This window comes from Nocardia flavorosea NBRC 108225 (assembly GCF_001613385.1).
GTDB lineage: Bacteria > Actinomycetota > Actinomycetes > Mycobacteriales > Mycobacteriaceae > Nocardia > Nocardia flavorosea.
Window position 1 is genome coordinate 314,103 of record NZ_BDCG01000004.1, and the last position, 19,920, is coordinate 334,022.

At 67.2% G+C, this 19,920-nt stretch carries 17 protein-coding genes; 15 read left to right on the top strand and 2 right to left on the bottom strand.

The annotated features are described in order from the left end of the window. The first annotated feature begins 27 nt into the window (after positions 1 to 27). The 5 genes from NFL01S_RS05260 (at position 28) to NFL01S_RS05280 (ending at position 6,038) form a co-directional block, all read left to right on the top strand. Complete coding sequence (locus NFL01S_RS05260) at positions 28 to 1,578, top strand: peptide ABC transporter substrate-binding protein (protein ID WP_062972445.1); 1,551 nt, start codon at positions 28 to 30, stop codon at positions 1,576 to 1,578. Between the two features lie 31 nt (positions 1,579 to 1,609). Further along, positions 1,610 to 2,536 carry an ABC transporter permease gene (locus NFL01S_RS05265; RefSeq protein WP_062971963.1) on the top strand — a complete coding sequence of 309 codons (927 nt, stop codon included), beginning with the start codon at positions 1,610 to 1,612 and terminating at the stop codon, positions 2,534 to 2,536. A gap of 14 nt (positions 2,537 to 2,550) precedes the next feature. After that, the gene (locus NFL01S_RS05270; protein ID WP_062971965.1) at positions 2,551 to 3,504 is read left to right on the top strand and encodes an ABC transporter permease; all 954 of its coding nucleotides are present in this window, start codon (positions 2,551 to 2,553) and stop codon (positions 3,502 to 3,504) included. A gap of 79 nt (positions 3,505 to 3,583) precedes the next feature. Beyond that, positions 3,584 to 5,233, top strand: a complete 1,650-nt coding sequence (locus NFL01S_RS05275) for a dipeptide ABC transporter ATP-binding protein (RefSeq protein ID WP_062971967.1) — start codon at positions 3,584 to 3,586, stop codon at positions 5,231 to 5,233. 58 nt (positions 5,234 to 5,291) lie between these two features. Next, the gene (locus NFL01S_RS05280) at positions 5,292 to 6,038 is read left to right on the top strand and encodes a Fic family protein (protein WP_062971972.1); all 747 of its coding nucleotides are present in this window, start codon (positions 5,292 to 5,294) and stop codon (positions 6,036 to 6,038) included. A 444-nt stretch (positions 6,039 to 6,482) separates the two neighbouring features. Here NFL01S_RS05280 and NFL01S_RS05285 read toward each other — a convergent pair whose 3' ends face one another. Beyond that, positions 6,483 to 7,316, bottom strand: a complete 834-nt coding sequence (locus NFL01S_RS05285; protein ID WP_371851773.1) for an HAD family hydrolase — start codon at positions 7,314 to 7,316, stop codon at positions 6,483 to 6,485. Between the two features lie 363 nt (positions 7,317 to 7,679). Between NFL01S_RS05285 and ssd the strand changes: the two genes are divergently transcribed. The 7 genes from ssd to NFL01S_RS05320 all read left to right on the top strand — a co-directional run bounded on the left by ssd (position 7,680) and on the right by NFL01S_RS05320 (position 12,573). Continuing rightward, complete coding sequence (gene ssd, locus NFL01S_RS05290; RefSeq protein ID WP_062971974.1) at positions 7,680 to 8,786, top strand: septum site-determining protein Ssd; 1,107 nt, start codon at positions 7,680 to 7,682, stop codon at positions 8,784 to 8,786. After that, the gene (locus NFL01S_RS05295; protein WP_062971976.1) at positions 8,783 to 9,982 is read left to right on the top strand and encodes a TadA family conjugal transfer-associated ATPase; all 1,200 of its coding nucleotides are present in this window, start codon (positions 8,783 to 8,785) and stop codon (positions 9,980 to 9,982) included. The genes ssd and NFL01S_RS05295 overlap by 4 nt, the downstream gene beginning before the upstream one ends. Next, on the top strand, positions 9,979 to 10,797 hold the full coding sequence (locus NFL01S_RS05300) for a type II secretion system F family protein (RefSeq protein WP_062971978.1): 819 nt from the start codon (positions 9,979 to 9,981) through the stop codon (positions 10,795 to 10,797). Before NFL01S_RS05295 ends, NFL01S_RS05300 begins: the two co-directional genes overlap by 4 nt. 103 nt (positions 10,798 to 10,900) lie before the next feature. After that, complete coding sequence (locus NFL01S_RS05305; RefSeq protein ID WP_157116250.1) at positions 10,901 to 11,497, top strand: type II secretion system F family protein; 597 nt, start codon at positions 10,901 to 10,903, stop codon at positions 11,495 to 11,497. A gap of 143 nt (positions 11,498 to 11,640) precedes the next feature. Continuing rightward, a complete protein-coding gene (locus tag NFL01S_RS05310; RefSeq protein ID WP_157116287.1) occupies positions 11,641 to 11,805 on the top strand; it encodes a DUF4244 domain-containing protein in 165 nt (54 codons plus the stop codon). Positions 11,806 to 11,869: 64 nt separating this feature from the next. Continuing rightward, positions 11,870 to 12,208: a TadE family type IV pilus minor pilin gene (locus tag NFL01S_RS05315; protein ID WP_062971982.1), complete on the top strand. Its 339-nt coding sequence runs from the start codon at positions 11,870 to 11,872 to the stop codon at positions 12,206 to 12,208. Then, entirely contained in the window at positions 12,205 to 12,573 is a 369-nt protein-coding gene (locus NFL01S_RS05320; RefSeq protein WP_062971984.1) for an Rv3654c family TadE-like protein, read from the top strand. Before NFL01S_RS05315 ends, NFL01S_RS05320 begins: the two co-directional genes overlap by 4 nt. Positions 12,574 to 12,817: 244 nt before the next feature. On the opposite strand, the gene NFL01S_RS05325 is transcribed toward NFL01S_RS05320, so the two are convergent. Continuing rightward, positions 12,818 to 15,181, bottom strand: a complete 2,364-nt coding sequence (locus NFL01S_RS05325; protein ID WP_062971986.1) for a DEAD/DEAH box helicase — start codon at positions 15,179 to 15,181, stop codon at positions 12,818 to 12,820. 430 nt (positions 15,182 to 15,611) lie between these two features. Between NFL01S_RS05325 and NFL01S_RS05330 the strand changes: the two genes are divergently transcribed. The 3 genes from NFL01S_RS05330 (at position 15,612) to NFL01S_RS05340 (ending at position 19,855) form a co-directional block, all read left to right on the top strand. Next, positions 15,612 to 15,818, top strand: a complete 207-nt coding sequence (locus NFL01S_RS05330) for a cold-shock protein (RefSeq protein WP_011206895.1) — start codon at positions 15,612 to 15,614, stop codon at positions 15,816 to 15,818. A gap of 553 nt (positions 15,819 to 16,371) precedes the next feature. Beyond that, positions 16,372 to 19,293, top strand: coding sequence for a type I DNA topoisomerase (gene topA, locus NFL01S_RS05335; protein ID WP_062972451.1), 2,922 nt, complete (start codon positions 16,372 to 16,374; stop codon positions 19,291 to 19,293). Positions 19,294 to 19,348: 55 nt separating this feature from the next. Next, positions 19,349 to 19,855: a mycothiol transferase gene (locus NFL01S_RS05340; RefSeq protein ID WP_062971988.1), complete on the top strand. Its 507-nt coding sequence runs from the start codon at positions 19,349 to 19,351 to the stop codon at positions 19,853 to 19,855. The last annotated feature ends 65 nt before the right edge of the window (positions 19,856 to 19,920 follow it).

Sequence of the window (19,920 nt, forward strand, 5' to 3'; positions counted from 1 at the left end):
TTGGTGCTGGTACTGGCGGCTGTAGCGATGCTGCCCGCCTGCACGGTGACGCCGGCGCTGGGTGATTCCATTGCCGTCAACGGTTCGGAGCCGCAGAATCCGCTGGTGCCGTCGAATACGAACGAGAACGGCGGCGGGCGGATCGTCGACCGGTTGTTCGCGGGGCTGCGCCGGATCGCCGCCGACGGCAGCCTGCACGACGAGGTCGCCGAATCCATCGAGACCACCGATCAGCAGCACTACCGCATCCGCCTGGAATCCGGCTGGACGTTCAGCGACGGCTCACCGGTCACTGCCCATTCCTTTGTGGACGCCTGGAACTACGGTGCCCTGATCACCAACGCCCAGTTGCAGAGCTATACCTACGAGCCGATCGTCGGTTTCGAAGATGTTCAGGCCGATCCGCCGCGGGCGCAGACCATGTCGGGTCTGCGGGTGCTCGACGATCTCACCTTCACCGTGGACCTGAAGGTACCCACCATCGATTTCCGCACCCGCCTGGCCTATGCCCCTTACTACCCGCTGCCCGCGGCGGCGTTCGCGGATATGGAGGCATTCGGGCAGCACCCGATCGGCAACGGCCCCTACCGTTTCGCGGGTCCGGAGGCGTGGCAGCACGATGTGAAACTCGATGTGGTGCCGAACGAGTCGTACCGGGGTGGGCGGCCGGCCCGGAACAAGGGTCTGACCTTCGTCTTCTATTCCGATATCGATGCCGCCTATGCCGATCTGCTCGCCGGCAACCTGGATGTGCTCGATACGGTTCCCACCAGCGCGCTGACCGTCGTCCACGCCGACCTGGGGGATCGTGCCGTCACCGCGGCGACCGCGAAGAACCAGTGGATCGGTACGCAACCGGGACTCCCGCATTTCGGCGGTGAGGAGGGGCGGCTGCGCCGGCATGCGATATCGCGGGCTATCGACCGGCAGGCCATCGGCGACAAGATCTTCCGCGGTACCCGCGCGCCCGCCCGCGACTACACCTCCAGCGTGCTGCCCGGTTTCGACGACGACCTGCCGGGATCGGAGGTTCTCGAGTTCGATCCGGTGCAGGCGCGCAGGCTGTGGGCGCGGGCGAACGAGATCGCGCCGTGGAGTGGCCGCTTCGAGATCGCGTACAACGCGGACGGCGACCATCAGCCCTGGGTCGACGCGGTCGCGAACAGTATCAAGAACACCCTCGGTATCGAGGCGGTCGGGGCTGCCTATCCGACGTTCAAACAGTTACGCGACCAGATCACCTCGCGGACCGTCGGTAAGGCCTTCCGGTCCGGCTGGCAGGGCGACTATCCGACCATGCTCCAGTTCCTCGAGCCCTCGTTCCTCAGCCATTCCGAAACCAACGATTTCGACTACCACAACCCCGAATTCGACGCCCTCATCGCGGCCGCCGAAGCCGCGGCGACCGAGCCGGAATCGTGGGCGCTCGTCGCCCGGGCCCAGACGGTTCTCCTGCACGATCTACCCACTATTCCGGTCTTCGACTATGTGAACTCGTCCGGATACTCCGACCGCGTCCGCGGAGTCACCTTCGGCTGGAACGGGATGGCGGATTTCGAGAATCTCGAGTTGATATGACGCCCGGACCCCACAGGCGTGAGGAGCGCGTATGGCCTGGTACGTAGTGCGGCGTCTGCTGCAGATGGTTCCGGTGTTCTTCGGCGCCACCCTGCTCGTCTACTTCCTGATCTACAAGATCTCCGGAGGTTCGGTGGCGGCGCTGGCCGGTGACCGCACCCTCACCCCCGCCCTGGAGGAGCAACTGCGCGCGCGGTACCACCTGGACCGTTCCTTCTTCGTGCAGTACTTCTACTACCTCAAAGGCATCTTCACCTTCGATCTGGGCACCTCGTTCTCCGGCCGTTCGGTGAAAGACGAACTGGTACGCGCATTTCCGATCACCTTCCGGCTCGCGATCCTGGCGCTGGTGTTCGAGGCGGTGCTCGGGGTGCTGTTCGGTGTCCTGGCCGGATTGCGTAAGGGCAAATTGTTCGATTCGGCCATGCTGGTGGTGAGCCTGCTGGTGATCGCGATACCGGTTTTCGTCCTCGGCTTCCTTGCACAATTCCTGTTCGGCGTGAAATGGGGGATCGCACCCGTCACGGTCGGCGCGGACGCGAGCTGGGGTCGCCTGGTGGTGCCCGCGCTGGTGCTGGGCTCGCTTTCGTTCGCCTACGTTCTGCGGCTGACCCGCAATTCGGTCGCGGACAATCGAGACGCCGACTATGTGCGTACGGCGACGGCCAAGGGCCTGCCCCGGCGCCGCGTGGTCCCCGTCCACATCCTGCGGAATTCGCTCATACCGGTGGTCACCTTCCTGGGGGCAGACCTCGGCGCGCTCATGGGCGGCGCGATCGTCACCGAGGGCATTTTCAACGTCCCCGGTGTCGGCGGCACGCTGTATCAGGCGGTGGTGCGGGGTGAAGCGCCGACCGTGGTTTCCTTCGTCACGGTGCTGATCGTGGTGTTCCTGCTCGCCAACCTCGTGGTGGACCTGCTGTACGCGGTACTCGACCCCCGGATCCGTTATGCCTGAACAGGAGTGCGGCAATGTCGGATGAGCTGCCCCGCCGTCCCGGCCGGCAACGCTGGGTCGCCGAACCGGACGCAGTGACAGTGGAGCCCGCCGATCGGGTCCGGGTCGCGGGCGCACCGCGCGGATTCTGGGGTCAGGCCTGGCGGAATCTGCGCAGCAATCCGCTGTTCTGGATCGCGGCGGCGCTCATTCTGCTCGTGGTCGCGGTGGCCGCGTTCCCCGGACTGTTCACCGGCCAGGACCCGCGCTACTGCCTGGTGGACAACAGTCTGCTGCCGCCGAGTTCGGCGCATTGGTTCGGTTTCGACCTGCAGGGCTGCGATATATACGCGCGTACCGTTTACGGGGCGCGGGCCTCCATCCTCACCGGAGTCGGGGCTGCGACGTTGTTCGTCCTTATCGGAGCCACTCTGGGGGCGTTGGCCGGCTATTACGGTGGACTGCTCGATTCGGTCATATCCAGGATCTCGGAGATCGTCTACGCCATCCCGCTCATGCTCGCCGCCATCGTTCTCATGCAGCTGTCCACCGAGCGCACCATCTGGCTGGTGATCGGCACCCTGGCCGGCTTCACGTGGCCCCAGGCTGCGCGTATCGCCCGCGGTTCGGTGATCGCTGCGAATAACAGCGAATATGTCCTGGCCGCCCGCGCTCTGGGCGTATCCCGCCTCGGCATTCTGATCCGCCATGTGCTGCCGAACTCGGTGGGCCCGATCATCGTGGTGACAGCGATCTGGCTGGGCGTTTTCATCGTCACCGAGGCGACACTGTCGTTCCTGGGCGTCGGCCTGCCACCGACCGAGGTTTCCTGGGGAGCCGATATCGCCACCGGCCAGCAGCAGTTGCGCGGAGGTTCGCTGATTCTGTTCTTCCCGGCCACCGCCCTGGCGCTGACGGTGCTCAGCTTCATCATGCTCGGCGACGCGCTGGGCGACGCCATCGATCCGAAAACCCGGCGGTCCCGGTGAAGGACGGAAACCGGCGAATACGGCCGGCCGGAAGCCGGTACGGCGCACCGTATCCGCGGACCCGAGACAGGAAGCGATCATGACCGGTGCCACCGACGACCGCCCATTGCTGGAGATCCGGGATCTCCACATCGCTTTCGGAGCCGGCGACGACAGCGTCGAAGCGGTACGCGGTATCGATCTCAGCGTGTACACCGGCGAAACCGTGGCGATCGTCGGGGAGAGCGGATCCGGTAAATCGACCACCGCGCACGCCGTCCTCGGCCTGTTGCCGCCCGGTGGCCGAATCACCGGCGGCAGTATCCGCTTCCACGGTACGGAACTGGCCCGCGCGCCGGAATCCCGGCTGCTGGCCGTGCGCGGGACCGAGATCGGTTTCGTACCGCAGGATCCGATGTCGAATCTCGACCCGGTCTATACGATCGGCTTCCAGATCCGGGAGACCCTGGTCGCCGACGGTGTAGCCCGCGGCCGGGCGGCCCGGGAACGGACGGTGGAATTACTGCGCGCCGCCGGAATACCCGACCCGGAACGCCGGGCGGGCCAGTACCCGCACGAACTGTCCGGCGGGCTGCGGCAGCGCGCGCTGATCGCCATGGCCTTGTCCGCGCGACCGGCGCTGTTGATCGCCGACGAACCCACATCGGCCCTGGACGTCACCGTGCAGCGCCGGATTCTCGACCACATAGACAGTCTCACCGGTGAATTCGGCACGGCCATGCTGCTCATCACCCACGACCTGGCTTTGGCCGCCGAACGTGCGGAACACCTGGTCGTGCTGTATCGGGGCCGCGTTGTCGAATCGGGTCCGGCGCTCGAACTACTGCGGGATCCGCGCCATGCCTACACCCGGAAACTGGTCGATTCGGCACCTTCGCTGGCCGCCGGGCGGCGAGTGGCGCGTATCCGCGATGCCGAGGTCCGGGCGGGCACACAACCGATCCTGGTCGCCGACCGGCTCACCAAGCGCTACCGGGTGCGCGGTTCGGCCCCGTGGCGCTCGCGGGAGAGCACGGCCGCGGAGAACGTCTCATTCCGCCTGGACCGCGGCACCACCACTGCGCTGGTCGGCGAATCGGGTTCCGGAAAATCGACGGTTGCCCAACTGGTCCTCGGTCTGCTCGACCCCAGCTCGGGGTCGGTGATTTTCGACGGTACCGATCTCGCGCGGCTGTCCAGGCGTGAACAGACCCGCTTCCGCCGCCGGGTACAGCCCATTTTCCAGAACCCCTACGCCTCGCTCGACCCGATGTACTCGATCCACCGGTGCATCGCCGAACCATTGTGGACCCACCGCCTCGGAACCCGTGCCGAACGCGATGCCCGGGTCCGTGAACTGCTGGATCAGGTCGCGCTGCCGGCCGATATCGCATCCCGCTACCCCAACGAACTGTCCGGCGGGCAGCGGCAACGGGTCGCCATCGCCCGGGCACTGGCCCTGGAACCGGATCTGCTGGTCTGCGACGAGGCGGTTTCGGCGCTCGACGTGCTCGTCCAGGCCAATATCCTGGACCTACTGGATCGTCTGCAGCGCGACCTGGGTCTCACCTACCTCTTCATCACCCATGATCTGGCCGTGGTCCGCCAGATCGCGGACGAGGTCCTGGTGATGCACGACGGCCGCATCGTCGAGGCAGCACCGACCGAGCAGATCTTCGAATCACCCGCCGAGGAGTACACGCGCAGCCTGCTCGCGGCCATTCCGGGGCGGGACCTGCTCGTCGGGTAACGGGGACCACGCGGGTCTCGCACCCGCCCTGCCGCCGCGCCGCGTAGCCTGCTACCCCGTGACCGATCCGCTCGCGCCCCTCACCGAACTGCCCGGTGTCCGGGCCGCCGCCGACAAGGCCCGCGACGCATTGGCCGAGGTACACCGGCACAAAGCCAATCGCCGGGGCTGGCCGACCACCGCGGCCGAGGCTGCGGTCCGCGCCGCGCGATCCTCGGCGGCGCTCGACGGCGGCAGTACCGAACTCCCGGCCGACGGCGCGGTCGCCGATCCGATCCTGGCCGGGGCGCTGCGCGTGGGGCAGGCCCTGGAAGGCGATGCGCTGCGCAACCTGGTCGGGGTCTGGGAGCGGGCGCCGCTGCAGGCGCTGGCCCGGCTGCACCTGCTGGCCGCCGCGGACCTGGTCGACGACGAAGGCGAACTGGGCCGGCCGCGTGCCCACGGAGGTGTTGCCGAACGCTTGGACGTTCTGGCTCAGACCCTGCTGTCCACCTCGGCACCCGCCCCGGTGACGGCAGCTGTGGTTCACGGTGAGCTGATGACGCTGAAACCGTTCGGGACCGCGGACGCAATGGTCGCCCGGGCGGCGTCGCGGCTGGTGACCGTGTCCAGCGGGCTGGATCCGCACGCGCTCGGTGTACCGGAGGTTTTCCTGTTGCGGCGCCGGCAGGCCTACCTGGACGCGGCGGCGGGTTTCGGCGCCGGTACCGCCGCGGGAGTCGGCGGATGGGTGGTTTTCTGTTGCGGGGCACTCGAAGACGGCGCCCGGGAAGCGATGTCGATCGCAGAGGCGGCAGCCGGCTGAGTTCGAACGCGGCCGCCCCCGCATGTTAAAGCGGGCGGCGTGGTCCTTTGGACCTCACCGCCCGCGAGCACGGACTACCCGGTTACCATGCGTGCTGAAATGGGTTGTGTTCTCCGGCCTCGGCGTTCCTCCGGGCTCCGCAGCAGCTCATCCCCGCAGCTATGCGAGGCCATCGCCGGCAACGAACCGGATTTCGCAGGCCCACAACACTCCTGCCCTTGTCGCGGCGAGCTCCGCGTGGGTACCTGGTGTCCGTGCTGGGAAGGGTGGGTCGGGAGGCGGAGCCTTCTCTTCCGGCTGCGCCTTGGCCTTCCGTCCTTCCGTGCCTCCATTTCTACACTGTGATTGCACTCACATCAAGCCTTCGTGGAACATCGCCGGACATTCGCCGAACGGTCCCGTGAATCGGAGGAATGTGCTATAAGACCAGGTGGATGGACATCTTCAGCGGCGACGCAGGAGTCGGTAGGTGAGCGCGCCGGCGGCAAGCGCGCTCAGGCCGACCGCAATACCGGTGGCCGTCGTTTTCGACGGTGCGCGAAACCGTGACCACAGCGAAACCGGATTGGAGAACGTGAGGACCGGCCAACCCCGCGCTGTTGCCTCCCGCCGGAGGCTGCGATCGGGATTGACCGCGGTCGGGTGGCCGACCGCTGACAGCATCGGTAGATCGGTGATCGAATCGGAATACGCGTAGCTCCGCGACAGGTCGTAACCTGCTGTGGCGGCCAGTTTTTCCATGGCGGTGACCTTGCCCTCCCCGTAGCAGTAGAAGTCGACGGCGCCGGTGTACTTACCGTCGACGACCTCCATTCGGGTGGCGGCGGTATGTGTGGCCCCGAGCGCCTCGGCGATCGGCGCCACCACTTCCTCCCCGGAGGCGGAGACGATCACCACATCGTGGCCGCGGATCCGGTGATCGGCGATCAGATCGACTGCCTCCGCATAGATCAGCGGATCCACCAGGTCGTGCAAGGTTTCGGCCACGATCGACCGGATCTGGGCGACATCCCAGCCGGCGACCATATTCGTCAGGTTGGCGCGCATCCGCTCCATCTGATCGTGGTCGGCTCCCGAGAGCAGGAACATGAAATGGGCATAGCTGCTCTCCAGTACCGCGCGTCGGTTGATCAGGCCTTCGGCGAAGAAGGGTTTGCTGAACACATAGGTGCTCGAGCGGGCTATCACCGTCTTGTCCAGGTCGAAAAAGGCGGCGATACGGCCATTCGTGCCGTGGCGATCGCCGGTCAGCGGTGTCGAATCGTCGGAGTCCGTCACGGGTTCAGGATAGATATCCGTACCTGGCGTGTCTGCGCTGCCGGGTGCATTTCGGCCGTCCTGACCTGTGCTTTCTTCTGGTATGCGCGAGTGGGTGTGAACCGGCGAACTTCTTTGCCGCGGGGCTTGCGTTCCCGTCGGGGATTGGGTGTAGTATGGCTGTCACCTGGACATGTTCCAGGCGCGTTCAGCCCGACCCCCCGGGGCTGAACCCCGACGGCCCCAGCCTCCTCCCCCCCCGGCTGGGGCCGTCCTCTATTCAAGGGACGGTCACGTCCCGCAGAGTTATCCACAGCCCGCGAGTTGTCCACATTCGCCGCCACGGCCCACATCGGCCGGGGTTTCGTCGGCCACGCTGGCTCTATGGACCACGACACGACCACTGCGGAGAACACCGAACCCGCTGTACTGGTGGTCATTCGGGATCACCGGCTCCGCGAGGAAGTCCGGCGGGTGGCCGCGGCGGCCGGTCGGCGCATCGAGGAGACCGATCCACCGGCGGGCCGGCATATCTGGTCGGTGGCGCCACTCGTCGTCTTGGACACCCGGGCCGCGGTGGAATGCGCCGCGGCCGCGCCGCCGCGGCGCAACGGGGTGGTCACCGTCACCGACGGCGAACCCGAATCGCGCGATTGGCAGGCGGCGGCGGTGATCGGCGCCGAACGTGTGGTCGCGCTGCCCGCCGCGGCCGTCGGGCTCATCGAAAAGTTCGCCGAATACGCCGAACAGCATGCCGACGGTGGAGTTGTTATCGCGCTGGCCGGCGCCGGTGGCGGTGCGGGGGCGTCCACCTTGGCCGCGGCGGTCGCGTTGCGATCGGCCACCTCCCGGTTCCGGCCGCATACCGTGCTCGTCGACGGCGTGCCACAGGGCGGGGGTCTGGATCTGCTGCTCGGTATCGAGGGCACGCCCGGCCTGCGCTGGCCCGATCTGGTCATCGACGACGGCCGGGTGGCCGCCGCCGAACTACACAAGGCCTTGCCCGGCGCCTGCGCCGGCCTGTCTGTGCTGTCCTGCGGCCGCGGCGCGGGCCGGGCGAGTCCTATCGGCGCCGCCGCCGTCCACGCGGTGATCGAAGCAACCCGTGGGGCAGGCGATCTCGTCGTCTGCGATATCTCGAGCGAACGGGGCCCTCATGTAGACCGCGTACTGGACGCTGCGGATCTGGTGGTGCTCGTCGTACCCGCCCGGTTACGCGCGGTGGCTGCGGCCGAGGCCGTTGCGCGGTGGATAGCAGACCGGAATCCGAATCAAGGCCTGGTGGTTCGCGGTCCGGCCCCCGGTAATCTCCGTGGTCACGAAATCGCCAAGGTCCTCCAACTGCCGCTCCTGGCCGCCGTACGCGCACAGCCGGGCCTCGGTGCCCGCCTCGAACGTGGTGGCCTGCGGTTACCGCGTGGTCCACTGCGTACTGCCTGCGACGCGGTTCTCGCGGTACTGAGCCCACCGGACGAACGGCGTCCGGGATGACCGCCGGCGCCGAGGACACCGTCGTCACGGCCGAACTCCTGGACCGGGTGCGCCGACGGCTGGCCGGCGAATCCGCCGAGCCCGAACCTGCGCGGGTCGCCGCGGCCATCCGGGCCGAAGCAGGCGGAATGCTGGGTGATACCGATCTCCTGCGCGCATTGCGACTACTGCAGACCGAACTCACCGGCGCCGGCGTACTCGAACCGCTCCTGCACGATCCGGCAGTTGCCGACGTCCTGGTGACCGCGCCCGACGCGGTATGGGTCGATCGTGGGCACGGGGTCGAGAAAACCTCGGTAACCTTCCCCGACGAAGCCGCGGTACGGCGCCTGGCCCAGCGGCTGGCGCTCTCGGCGGGCCGTCGGCTCGACGACGCGCAACCCTGGGTGGACGGGCGGCTCTCGGGTCGGGAACTCGTCCTGGGTAACAATTTCGGTGTCCGCCTGCACGCGGTACTCTCTCCGGTCGCGCTCGGCGGTACCTGCCTATCGCTGCGCGTCCTGCGTCCGGCGACTCAGGGCCTGGACGCCCTGTCCCGGGCAGGGACGGTATCGGCCGAAGCGAAAGCCCTGTTGCGCAGGATCATCCGGGCTCGGCTCGCATTCCTGGTTGTGGGTGGAACGGGAGCCGGGAAAACTACGCTGCTGTCGGCGCTGCTCGCCGAGGTGGCGGTCGGGGAGCGAATCGTCTGCGTGGAGGATGCCGCCGAACTCGCGCCGCCGCATCCCCATGTGGTCCGGTTGGTGGCCCGCCCGGCGAATATCGAAGGCGCCGGTGAGATCACGCTGCGCGATCTGGTGCGCCAGGCGCTGCGGATGCGGCCCGATCGGATCGTGGTCGGGGAGGTGCGCGGCGCAGAGGTCGTGGACCTGCTCACCGCTCTCAACACCGGCCACGACGGCGGTGCGGGAACCGTACATGCCAACTCGCCACATGAGGTTCCGGCCCGGCTCGAGGCGCTTGCCGGCTCGGGCGGTATGGATCGCCCTGCCCTGCACAGTCAGCTGGCCGCAGCGGTTCAGGTCGTACTGCACGTTCAGCGGCGTACCGACGGCGCGCGCATCCTCCGGGAAATCGGCGTGGTGCGACGGGACGGCCACGGGTGGGTCGAGATCTGCCCGGCCTGGGGCCTCGGCGGACCGGGGCCCGGAGCGGAGCTGCTGACCGGGTTGCTCGAAGAACGGCTGGGCGGATGATTCCCGGAGGACCGGCCGGGCCGGCGATCGCGGCCCTCGGCTGTCTTGTGCTTGGACTGCTCATCCTCCCGGCACCGGCTGCTCAGCGGCGATACGCGCAGGCTCTCCGTTCGAAGCGGAGGCGCCGGATACCCGTGCACCGATCCCTCCTCTGCCTCGCCGGAGCGGGCGGCGCGATGGCGCTGGGGCTGGGCAGCGGGGTACTCGTCGCCGCAGTTCTCGTCGGGGCGACTGTTGCGGTGCGGGTACGCCGGGCCCGCCGGTCCGGGCGGCACCGCACCGAATGCGGATATCTGCTCGACGGGTTGGCGGCCGTGATCGCGGAACTACATGTGGGGGCGCATCCCAGCGCTGCTGCCGCCGTCGCAGCCCGCGAAACCGCCGGAATCGCGGCACAGGCGTTCGCGGTCGGCGCTGCCCGCAGCCGGCTGGGGGGATCCGGGGCCGACGGGATGCTGTGCCCGGGAACGATCGTCGCCGCCGAGCTGGCCCGGGTCGCGGATGCTTGGCGGGTCGCCGAGCGTCACGGGCTCGCCCTCGCCGATCTGCTGTCGGCGGCCCGCACCGATCTGGCAGCCAGGGCCAAATTCCGCAGCCGCACGGAAGCGGCCTTGGCCGGCGCCCGTGCCACCGCAGCCATCCTGGCGATACTGCCCGTGCTGGGCATCGGTTTGGGGCAGCTGATGGGGGCCGATCCGCTACGCGTTCTCCTGTTCTCCGGTATAGGCACCTACCTCCTGCCGCTCGGCGCCGGCCTGGCCTGTGCCGGGTTGCTGTGGGCGGACGAGATAACACACCGGGTGGTATCGCGATGAGCCCGCCTGCCCGCCGTGATCGTCGCCCACGCCGGCACTTTCGATACCGGTCCGAGGCCGGACGGTATCCGGGCTGCCGCGCGCTGCCGTACAGGCGCGGCCGATGACGGCCGGTCCGGAATGGCCCTACCTGCTACTGGCCACTGCATTACTGCTGGTCCCGGCTCGTGTGCCGGTGATCGCTCGGCTGTGTGCCGGCCCGGTCGAGGTACGACCGGCGGTGCCGGGTACGCGCGGCCCGGCCGATCCGGTAGCGACTGCGACCCTCTTCGATCTGCTTGCGGCGTGTTTACGTGCCGGCTTACCGGCCGATGCCGCGGTCCGCGCCGTGGTGCCCACATGCCCCGCCCGCCTGGCGGCACCGCTACAGCACGCCGCCGACCTGCTCGCCATGGGAGCCGACCCGGCCACCGCCTGGGCGTCGGCCGAGCCGCATGCCGCGGCACCCGAATTCGAAGCTCTGGCTCGGCTGGCACGCCGGTCGGCTCGCTCCGGGGCTTCGCTGGCGGCGGCGGTGGGTGAGCTGGCCGAAGAGCACCGGGCCCTGGTCGCGGAAGCGGCGACAGCGCGCGCCGAACGCGCCGGAGTACTCATCGGCGGCCCGCTGGGCCTGTGCTTTCTGCCGGCGTTCGTCTGCCTGGGCATCGTCCCGGTGATCGTGGGGCTGGCAGGCCGGGTGCTGGGTGGTGCACTGCTGTGATCGCACCGCCGGACACCGAGATGTACCTGCGTACGGACCGGCCGTACGAGGTCGAGACAAGGGGAATACAGATGTGGAAAGTGATCGGATGCGGGCCGGTACGGCGATTGCGCACGGCGGGCGGGCAGTTCAATGCACGCCTCATGCATGCCGTGGTCGCGGACGACGGGATGAGCACCGTGGAATACGCAATCGGCACGATCGCGGCGGCGGCGTTCGGCGCTGTCCTGTACACGGTGGTGACCGGCGACAGTATCCCTGACGCGTTGACCGGGATCATCGAAAAAGCTTTGAACACAAGTGTCTAGCGAGCAGGTCGAGACTCACCGGCGGTCCGGCCCCCGATCTCCTGCGGCTGCGCGTGCACCGGCGATGCTGGGGGACGACACCGGTTCGGTGACTGTCGAGGCGGCGATTGCTCTCGCGGCGCTGGCCGCCGCGGTCGCCCTGTGCATGGGGGCCGTCTTCGCTGCCGTCACCCAGGTGCGCTGTGTCGACGCCGCCCGGGAGGCTGCCCGGCTCGCCGCACGAGGCGACCGGGCGGCTGCCGAGCCCACTGCACGGCGGGTCGCGCCGGACGGTGCGGATATCTCGGTGCGGTACGAGGCCGGTCGGGTGGTCGCGGTGGTCATCGCAGATGTTCCGCTGTTACCCGTTCTCGAGCTGCGTGCCGAGGCGGTGGCCGCGCGGGAGCCAGGGGAGGGCGTATGAAAACCGCGCGCTTTTCCCGGGACGACGGCTCGGCAACGGTGACCGCGTGCCTCGCCTTGGCCGCGCTGCTTGCGCTGACTGTGCTCGTCGCGCACGTGGGCGGGGTGATCGCTGCCCGGCACCGGGCACAGGCAGCGGCCGATCTTGCGGCGCTGGCCGCTGCTGCGGAACTGGTCGAAGGCGCCGATGCGGGATGTGCCGCCGCCGAAGCGCTCGGTCGGCGTATGAAGGCCGGAGTCGTCCGATGCGAGGTTGCCGGATGGGACGTGCTGATCGAGGTCGAAGAAAAAGTACCGGCGGGTCCGTTCGGTTCGCCGAGTATACGAGCGATTGCGCGTGCAGGCCCGGTCGAAGAAGGTGGGTGATCGGCTTTCGGAAAAATATGTTAACGGCGAATACAGCATTCGCTTAGGTAGGGCAATTAATGGCCCGCTACCGGAAATAGGAGTTTGTTATTGAATTGATTCGGGTGCATTGCCCGCAGCTACCGATTCGTTACAGGGCAACAATCCAGTTAACATGATCATCTTCCTCTTAAATCGAGCGAGGGTGTGGGGTGGTTGCCCGATGTTGCCGTGGCCGGCGAACGTACTGACCAGTGTGTACTCGTCAAGCAAGGCCGGATGGGCGGCCATACCCGGCCGCCTTGGCCAGAATGGCCGTCAACAACCTGGCTGCTCCGGCCTTGTCGAGCGGGTCGTTCCCGTTTCCGCATTTGGGTGATTGCACACACGACGGACAGCCGGTGCGGCAGGAACACGACTCCACGGCGGCCAGCGTGGCACCCAGCCAATGCCACATCAGGGCGTAACCGCGTTCGGCGAAGCCGGCGCCACCGGCCTGGCCGTCGTAGACGAACACCGTGGGCAGACCGGTATCGGGATGCTCGGCGGTGGACACACCGCCGATATCCCACCTATCGCAGGTCGCGACCAGCGGTAACAGTCCGATCGCAGCGTGTTCGGCCGCGTGTAAGGAGCCGGGTACGTCGGCGGCTGCGATTCCTGCACGCGTCAACAAGTCCGGGGTCACCGTGTAGAGCACCGCGGTCGTGGGCAACTGCTGCGGCGGCAGGTCGAGCTCGACCATATCGAGTACCTCGCCGGTGACCGCGGTACGCAGGTAACCGATGACCTGGCTGTGCACAGTCACCGTTGCCAAAGCGGCAGTGACCTGCCCGAATGCGCGGGTTTCCCGGATCGAATCAATGGTGAGGGAGGTGATCTGCCGGGCGCTGGTTGTCCAGCCCGGCGTCTCTTCGCGTACGAATGCGACGCCCCCGTCGAGGTCGAGTTCGTCCACCACATAGGTCTCGCCTTGGTGCAGGTGTACCGCTCCCTGGTGGAGAGTGGCCGGCGCGCGGGCGGCGTCCGCCGTGCCGAGAAACCGCCCGGTCTGGCCGACCACGATCGCCACGGGGGTGCCGATACCGCCGCGGACATCGACCGAATCGTGGGGTGGTTCGGAAGCGGTATAGAACCAGCGGTGGCCGCTGTTCGCCCGTCGCCGGCGAATCAACCCTCTACCTGCTAGTTCAGCAACTATGTGGTGGTCGGCAAGGTGCTGGACCTCGGCATCGTCGAGCGGCAGTTCCGCGGCCGCGCACAGCAGTTGCGGACCGAGCACATAGGGGTTGGCGGGGTCGATGATCGTGGCCTCCACCGGGCGGTCCAGCAGGGCCTCCGGATGGTGCACGAGGTAGGTGTCCAGCGGATCGTCGCGGGCCACCAGTACCGCCAGGGCCCCTTGGGTCCGCCGTCCGGCGCGTCCGATCTGCTGGCGGAACGACGCCACGGTGCCGGGGAAACCGGCGAGCACCACTGCGTCCAGGCCTGCGATATCCACGCCGAGTTCCAGGGCATTGGTCGTCGCCGCGGCCAGTAGCGATCCGTCGGCGAGTCCCGCTTCGAGTGCCCGGCGGTCTTCCGGTAGGTAGCCGCCACGGTAGGCGGCGATGCGATCGGCCAGTTCAGGGACGGTTTCCGCCAGTCGCTGCCGGGTGTGCAGGGCGATCAGCTCGGCAGCTCGCCGAGAGCGCGCGAAGGTCAGCGTCCGGGCTCCCTCGAGTACCAGGCCGGCGGTGATGCGGGCGGCCTCGGTGGTGGCGCCGAGTCGTACTGGGGCTCCGTGCTCGCCCTGTACCGAGGTGAGCAGCGGGGGCTCCCAGAACGCGACGGTGCGCGGTCCCCGGGGCGACCCGTCCTCGGTCACTGCGACACAATCCGCGCCGATCAACCGCGATGCGGCGGCGGCCGGATCGGCGGCGGTCGCGGAGCACAGCACGAACACCGGGTCGGCGCCGTAGTGGGCGGCCAATCGGCGCAGGCGCCGCAGTACCAGTGCTACATGGGAGCCGAAGATTCCCCGGTAGGCGTGGCATTCGTCGACAACCACATAGCGCAACCGGCGCAACAGTCGTGCCCAGCGCTGATGGGAGCGCAGTAGCCCGAGGTGCAGCATATCGGGGTTGGTGAACACCCAGCGGGCCTCGGCCCGCACCAGCTGACGGATTTCCGTCGGCGTATCGCCGTCGTAGGCGGCCACCGGGATCCGGTGTAGCGGTTTGTGCCGGGTGAGCTCGCCGGCCATTCGCAACTGGTCGGCGCCGAGCGCTTTGGTCGGCGCGAGGTAGAGCGCCGTGGCACGCGGGTCGTCGTGCAGGGCGGTGAGCACCGGGAGGTGGTAGCCCAGCGATTTCCCGGAGGCGGTTCCGGTGGATACGACCACGTTCTGCCCGCCGTGGGCGAGTTCGGCGGTGGCGGCCTGATGACTCCACGGCGCCCCGATGCCTTCCTCGCGGAGGCCATCGATCACCGCAGGTGCCGCCCAGATCGGCCATTCGGTGGTCCGGGCCGCGCGGCCGGGCACCTCCGCGATATGCGTCAGCCGCGAATCGGTATCCTCTGCTCCGCGCAGGACACGATTCAGCAACGATCGCCCGTAGCTTTCCTCGGATCGGACCTCGCGAGTCATGTCGCAACACCCTCCGCGCGTCCGAATGATGTGAAACATCGGCATCCGCGGCCTGTTGCCTGCGGATTCGATACCCAATAGCGATCTGGGTCACAGCCGGGTAGGCGGTCCGCTCGCTGGTTATCGGTAGGCAAACATACCGGAGGTTCAGATTCCGCTGGGCTATCCCTTATAGCCGCATTCGCGAGATCAATTTTTTTGCAAATTGTCGGTAACTCCGCTGTTGAATTTCCCAAAGACATGGTTCACTGGGTCTCGGTCGCAAGCTTCTGTGTTCGAGGGAACGGATGCAAAGTCCAAACCTTGGCAGGATCGATGTTGCGAACCGCTTACGAAGGCCCTGCGGGAGTCCAGAGTACAGGGGTTCGGAACAGGCCCGGTGGATGAAACAGTTGTCCGCCGTTCCGAGTAAGAAAAGAGAAGGAACAGAATGGCACAGGGAACTGTGAAGTGGTTCAACGCGGAGAAGGGCTTCGGCTTCATCGCGCCCGAAGACGGCTCTGCGGACGTCTTCGTCCACTACTCCGAAATCCAGGGTTCGGGGTTCCGTACCCTCGAGGAAAACCAGAAGGTCGAGTTCGAGGTTGGTCAGGGCACCAAAGGCCCCCAGGCCACCGGAGTTCGTGCGCTCAGCTGAGCGAGTACACCTCCCAGTTCGTCCCTCGATCCCGTAACGGGAGCGAGGGACGAACTATATGTGCAGTATGTGTACTTCCGCGGTCGTGAAGCCCGCGCGCCCCGGCGCGCCCGCCCGAGTCGTGCGCTCGCCGCGCCGCCGGGTTTCGGCTCCGGCCGTACGGTATCCGGGTATACCGCCGTCGGCCACGAATTTTCCGGGCACCTGCGATCAGACTCCGGCGCATGGTGTTGCGTCACACTTTCCGCGAGTCGCCGGCTCGGCTCGTCCGAATTGCGCCACGCGCGGACGGAGGGCCGATTACCGTCTTCGTACACCGCCCACCTCGACAAGGCACGACTTCGTGACCTACCGTGCGTGCTGTGGTGGCCCCGCGCCCTGCATACTGAACGGCATCGACGCGCCATCGCCCGATGGTCGCAACCGCTCGACCACGCGCAGCGTCAAGGTATAAACGTGTCTGGTGGTGATGTTCGCCTTCACCATCTGTTCATCCAGCCGCGTCCTGCGCCCCAGCAGCGTCCAGCGGGTCGAGAAGGAAAGGGATTCGCCGGTGGCAACACGAGACCGTAGCGCAGCCGAGGCGGGTCGTCCCGTGCGTCGTCTCGTGATCGTCGAGTCCCCGACAAAGGCCCGTAAAATCGCGCCTTACCTGGGCCGGAACTATACGGTCGAGGCATCGGTAGGACATATCCGCGATCTGCCCCGCGGCGCCGCCGATGTGCCGGCCAAATACAAGGGGCAGGACTGGGCCCGGCTCGGGGTGGACGTCAACAACGACTTCGAACCCATCTATGTGGTCAGTCCGGACAAAAAGGGCAAGGTTACCGAGCTCAAGGGGCTGCTGGCCGACGCCGACGAGCTCTATCTCGCCACCGACCCCGACCGTGAGGGCGAGGCGATCGCCTGGCATCTGCTGGAGACGTTGAAGCCGAAGGTCCCGGTTCGCCGGATGGTGTTCCACGAGATCACCGAATCCGCCATCCAGGCGGCCGCCGCCGATACCCGCGACCTGGACAACGACCTGGTCGACGCGCAGGAAACCAGGCGCATCCTGGACCGGCTGTACGGCTACGAGGTCAGCCCGGTGCTGTGGAAGAAGGTTATGCCGCGGCTGTCGGCGGGCCGGGTGCAGTCCGTCGCGACCCGGGTGGTCGTGCAGCGTGAACGTGAGCGGATGGCGTTCCGGTCGGCCGAGTACTGGGATATCGCGGCAAGGCTGGACGCCGGTGGGGACTCCGATACCGCCAACCCGCGAGTGTTCTCCGCGCGGCTGGTCGATGTCGACGGTGCCCGGGTCGCCACCGGCCGGGATTTCGGTTCCGACGGGCAGCTCAAGGTCGATTCGCGTGCCCTGGTACTGGACGAGGCGCGCGCTCGGCGGCTGGCCGAGGCGTTGCACGGCGTCGATCTGGTGGTGACCTCGGCCGAGTCCAAGCCGTACACCCGCAAACCGTATGCGCCGTTCATGACCTCCACCCTGCAGCAGGAAGCCGGCCGCAAACTGCGTTTCACGTCGGAACGCACCATGCGCACCGCGCAGCGGCTGTACGAGAACGGCTACATCACCTATATGCGTACCGACTCGACGACACTGTCGGAGTCGGCGATCAATGCCGCCCGCACCCAGGCGACCCAGCTCTACGGCGCGGAATACGTGCACCCGACCGCGCGGCAGTACACCCGCAAGGTCAAGAACGCGCAGGAAGCACACGAGGCGATCCGCCCGGCCGGTGATACCTTCGCCACGCCAGGCCAGCTCCATGCCCGGCTGGACAACGACGAGTTCCGGCTCTACGAACTGATCTGGCAGCGCACCGTCGCTTCGCAGATGGCCGACGCCAAGGGCACCACGCTCACCCTCCGGATCACCGGCACGGCCGGTACCGGCGAGGAGTGTGTGTTCTCCGCCTCCGGCCGCACCATTACCTTCCCCGGGTTCCTCAGGGCCTACGTGGAGAGCGTCGACGAGGAGGCCGGCGGCCAATCCGACGACGCGGAAACCCGGTTGCCGCAGCTCGCGGAGGGCGAGGGCGTAACCGCCGTCGAACTGAACCCCGACGGGCACAGCACCAATCCGCCTGCCCGATACACCGAAGCGTCGCTGATCAAAACGCTCGAGGAACTGGGCATCGGGCGTCCGTCCACCTACTCCTCGATCATCAAGACCATTCTCGACCGCGGCTATATCTACAAGCGTGGCAGCGCACTGGTGCCGTCCTGGGTGGCGTTCTCGGTGACCGGGTTGTTGGAGTCGCATTTCGGTCGGCTGGTGGATTTCGACTTCACCGCCGCGATGGAAGACGATCTGGACGCCATCGCCACGGGCCGGGCCCAGCGCGGAAACTGGTTGTCCGGTTTCTACTTCGGTGGCGACGACGGTGCCGAGGGATCGGTCGCGCGGTCGGGCGGGCTCAAGAAGATGGTCGGGGAGCGGCTCGACGATATCGATGCTCGCGAGATCAACTCGATCAAACTCTTCACCGATGACGCGGGCCGCGATGTGGTGGTGCGGGTCGGCCGGTACGGGCCGTATCTGGAACGTATGGTCACCGACCCGGACAAGCCCGACGCGGAACCGACCTCGCAACGCGCGAACCTGCCCGACGATCTGCCGCCCGACGAATTGACCCCCGATGTCGCGGAGAAACTGTTCGCGACCCCCCAGGAGGGACGGACGCTGGGTGTCGATCCGGTGACCGGGCACGAAATCGTCGCCAAGGAAGGGCGTTTCGGGCCCTATGTCACCGAGATCCTGCCGGAACCGCCGGAGGACGAGGCGGCCAAGAAGACGACGAAGAAGAACAACGGCCCGAAACCGCGCACCGGCTCGCTGCTGAAATCCATGGATCCGGCGACCGTCACGCTCGACGACGCGCTCAAGCTGCTGTCGCTGCCGCGGGTGGTCGGTACCGATCCGGCATCCGGTGAGGAGATCACCGCGCAGAACGGACGCTACGGCCCCTACCTCAAGAAGGGTACGGATTCGCGTTCGCTGGCCACCGAGGATCAGATCTTCACGGTGACCCTGGACGAGGCCCTCAAGTTATATGCCGAACCCAAACGTAGAGGTAGACAGGCCGCGGCCGCTGCGCCGCTGCGGGAACTCGGCAATGATTCGGCCACCGGTAAACCCATGGTGATCAAGGACGGGCGTTTCGGGCCCTATGTCACCGACGGGGAGACCAACGCCAGCCTGCGTAAGGGCGACGAGGTGGAGTCGATCACCGACGAACGGGCCTCGGAACTACTGGCCGACCGCCGTGCCCGGGGGCCGGTGAAGAAAGCGGCCAAGAAGACCGCGAAGAAGGCTCCGGCGAAGAAGGCTGCAGCGAAGAAGACCACTACCGCGGCGAAGAAGTCGACCACCGCGAAGAAGACCACGGCAAAGAAAACGACTGCCAAGAAGGCCGCCGCGAAGAAGGCGCCCGCACAGCAGGCAGCGAGCGGTGCCGCTGCCGAGGACGGCGAATAAACCTGTCGTACCCGAGCCGTAGCCTGACGCGCGTCACCGATCAGAAGGAGCGTTCATGGCCGGTCGCCAGGAGCACGACGACCTCATCCAGTTGCTGGACGAACAGCGCGAGATGTTCCGTATCACCGTCCGGGGTATCAGCGAAGAGCAGGCAAGACAACGCACCACCGCGAGCGAACTCACCCTGGGCGGGCTGCTGCACCATCTGGTCGGTTGTGAACGGTTGTGGACAAAAGTCCTCGTGGACCGGGACGAGAACGCGGAACAGAAGTTGGAAGACTTCGAAGGCCAGTACAGCATCGGCGATTCGGAAACGGTGGCCGGGCTGCTCGCGGAGTGGGAGATCGTGGCGGCGAACACCGCGGAACTCATCCGTTCCGTGGCCGATCTGGATGCCTCCATCCCCACCCCCACCAACCCGTGGGTACCCGGCCGGGTGTGGTGGTCGGCGCGTTTCCTGATTCTGCACATCCTGCGTGAGATCGCCCACCACAGTGGGCACGCCGATATCATCCGCGAACAGTTGGACGGTGCGAACACCACCGCTCAGCGTGCTGGATAAGCCTGCGGCCCCTCCGCTCGGCCGTCCGAGGCCATCCGGTGAGCAGGGCCCCGCGGGTCCATTAG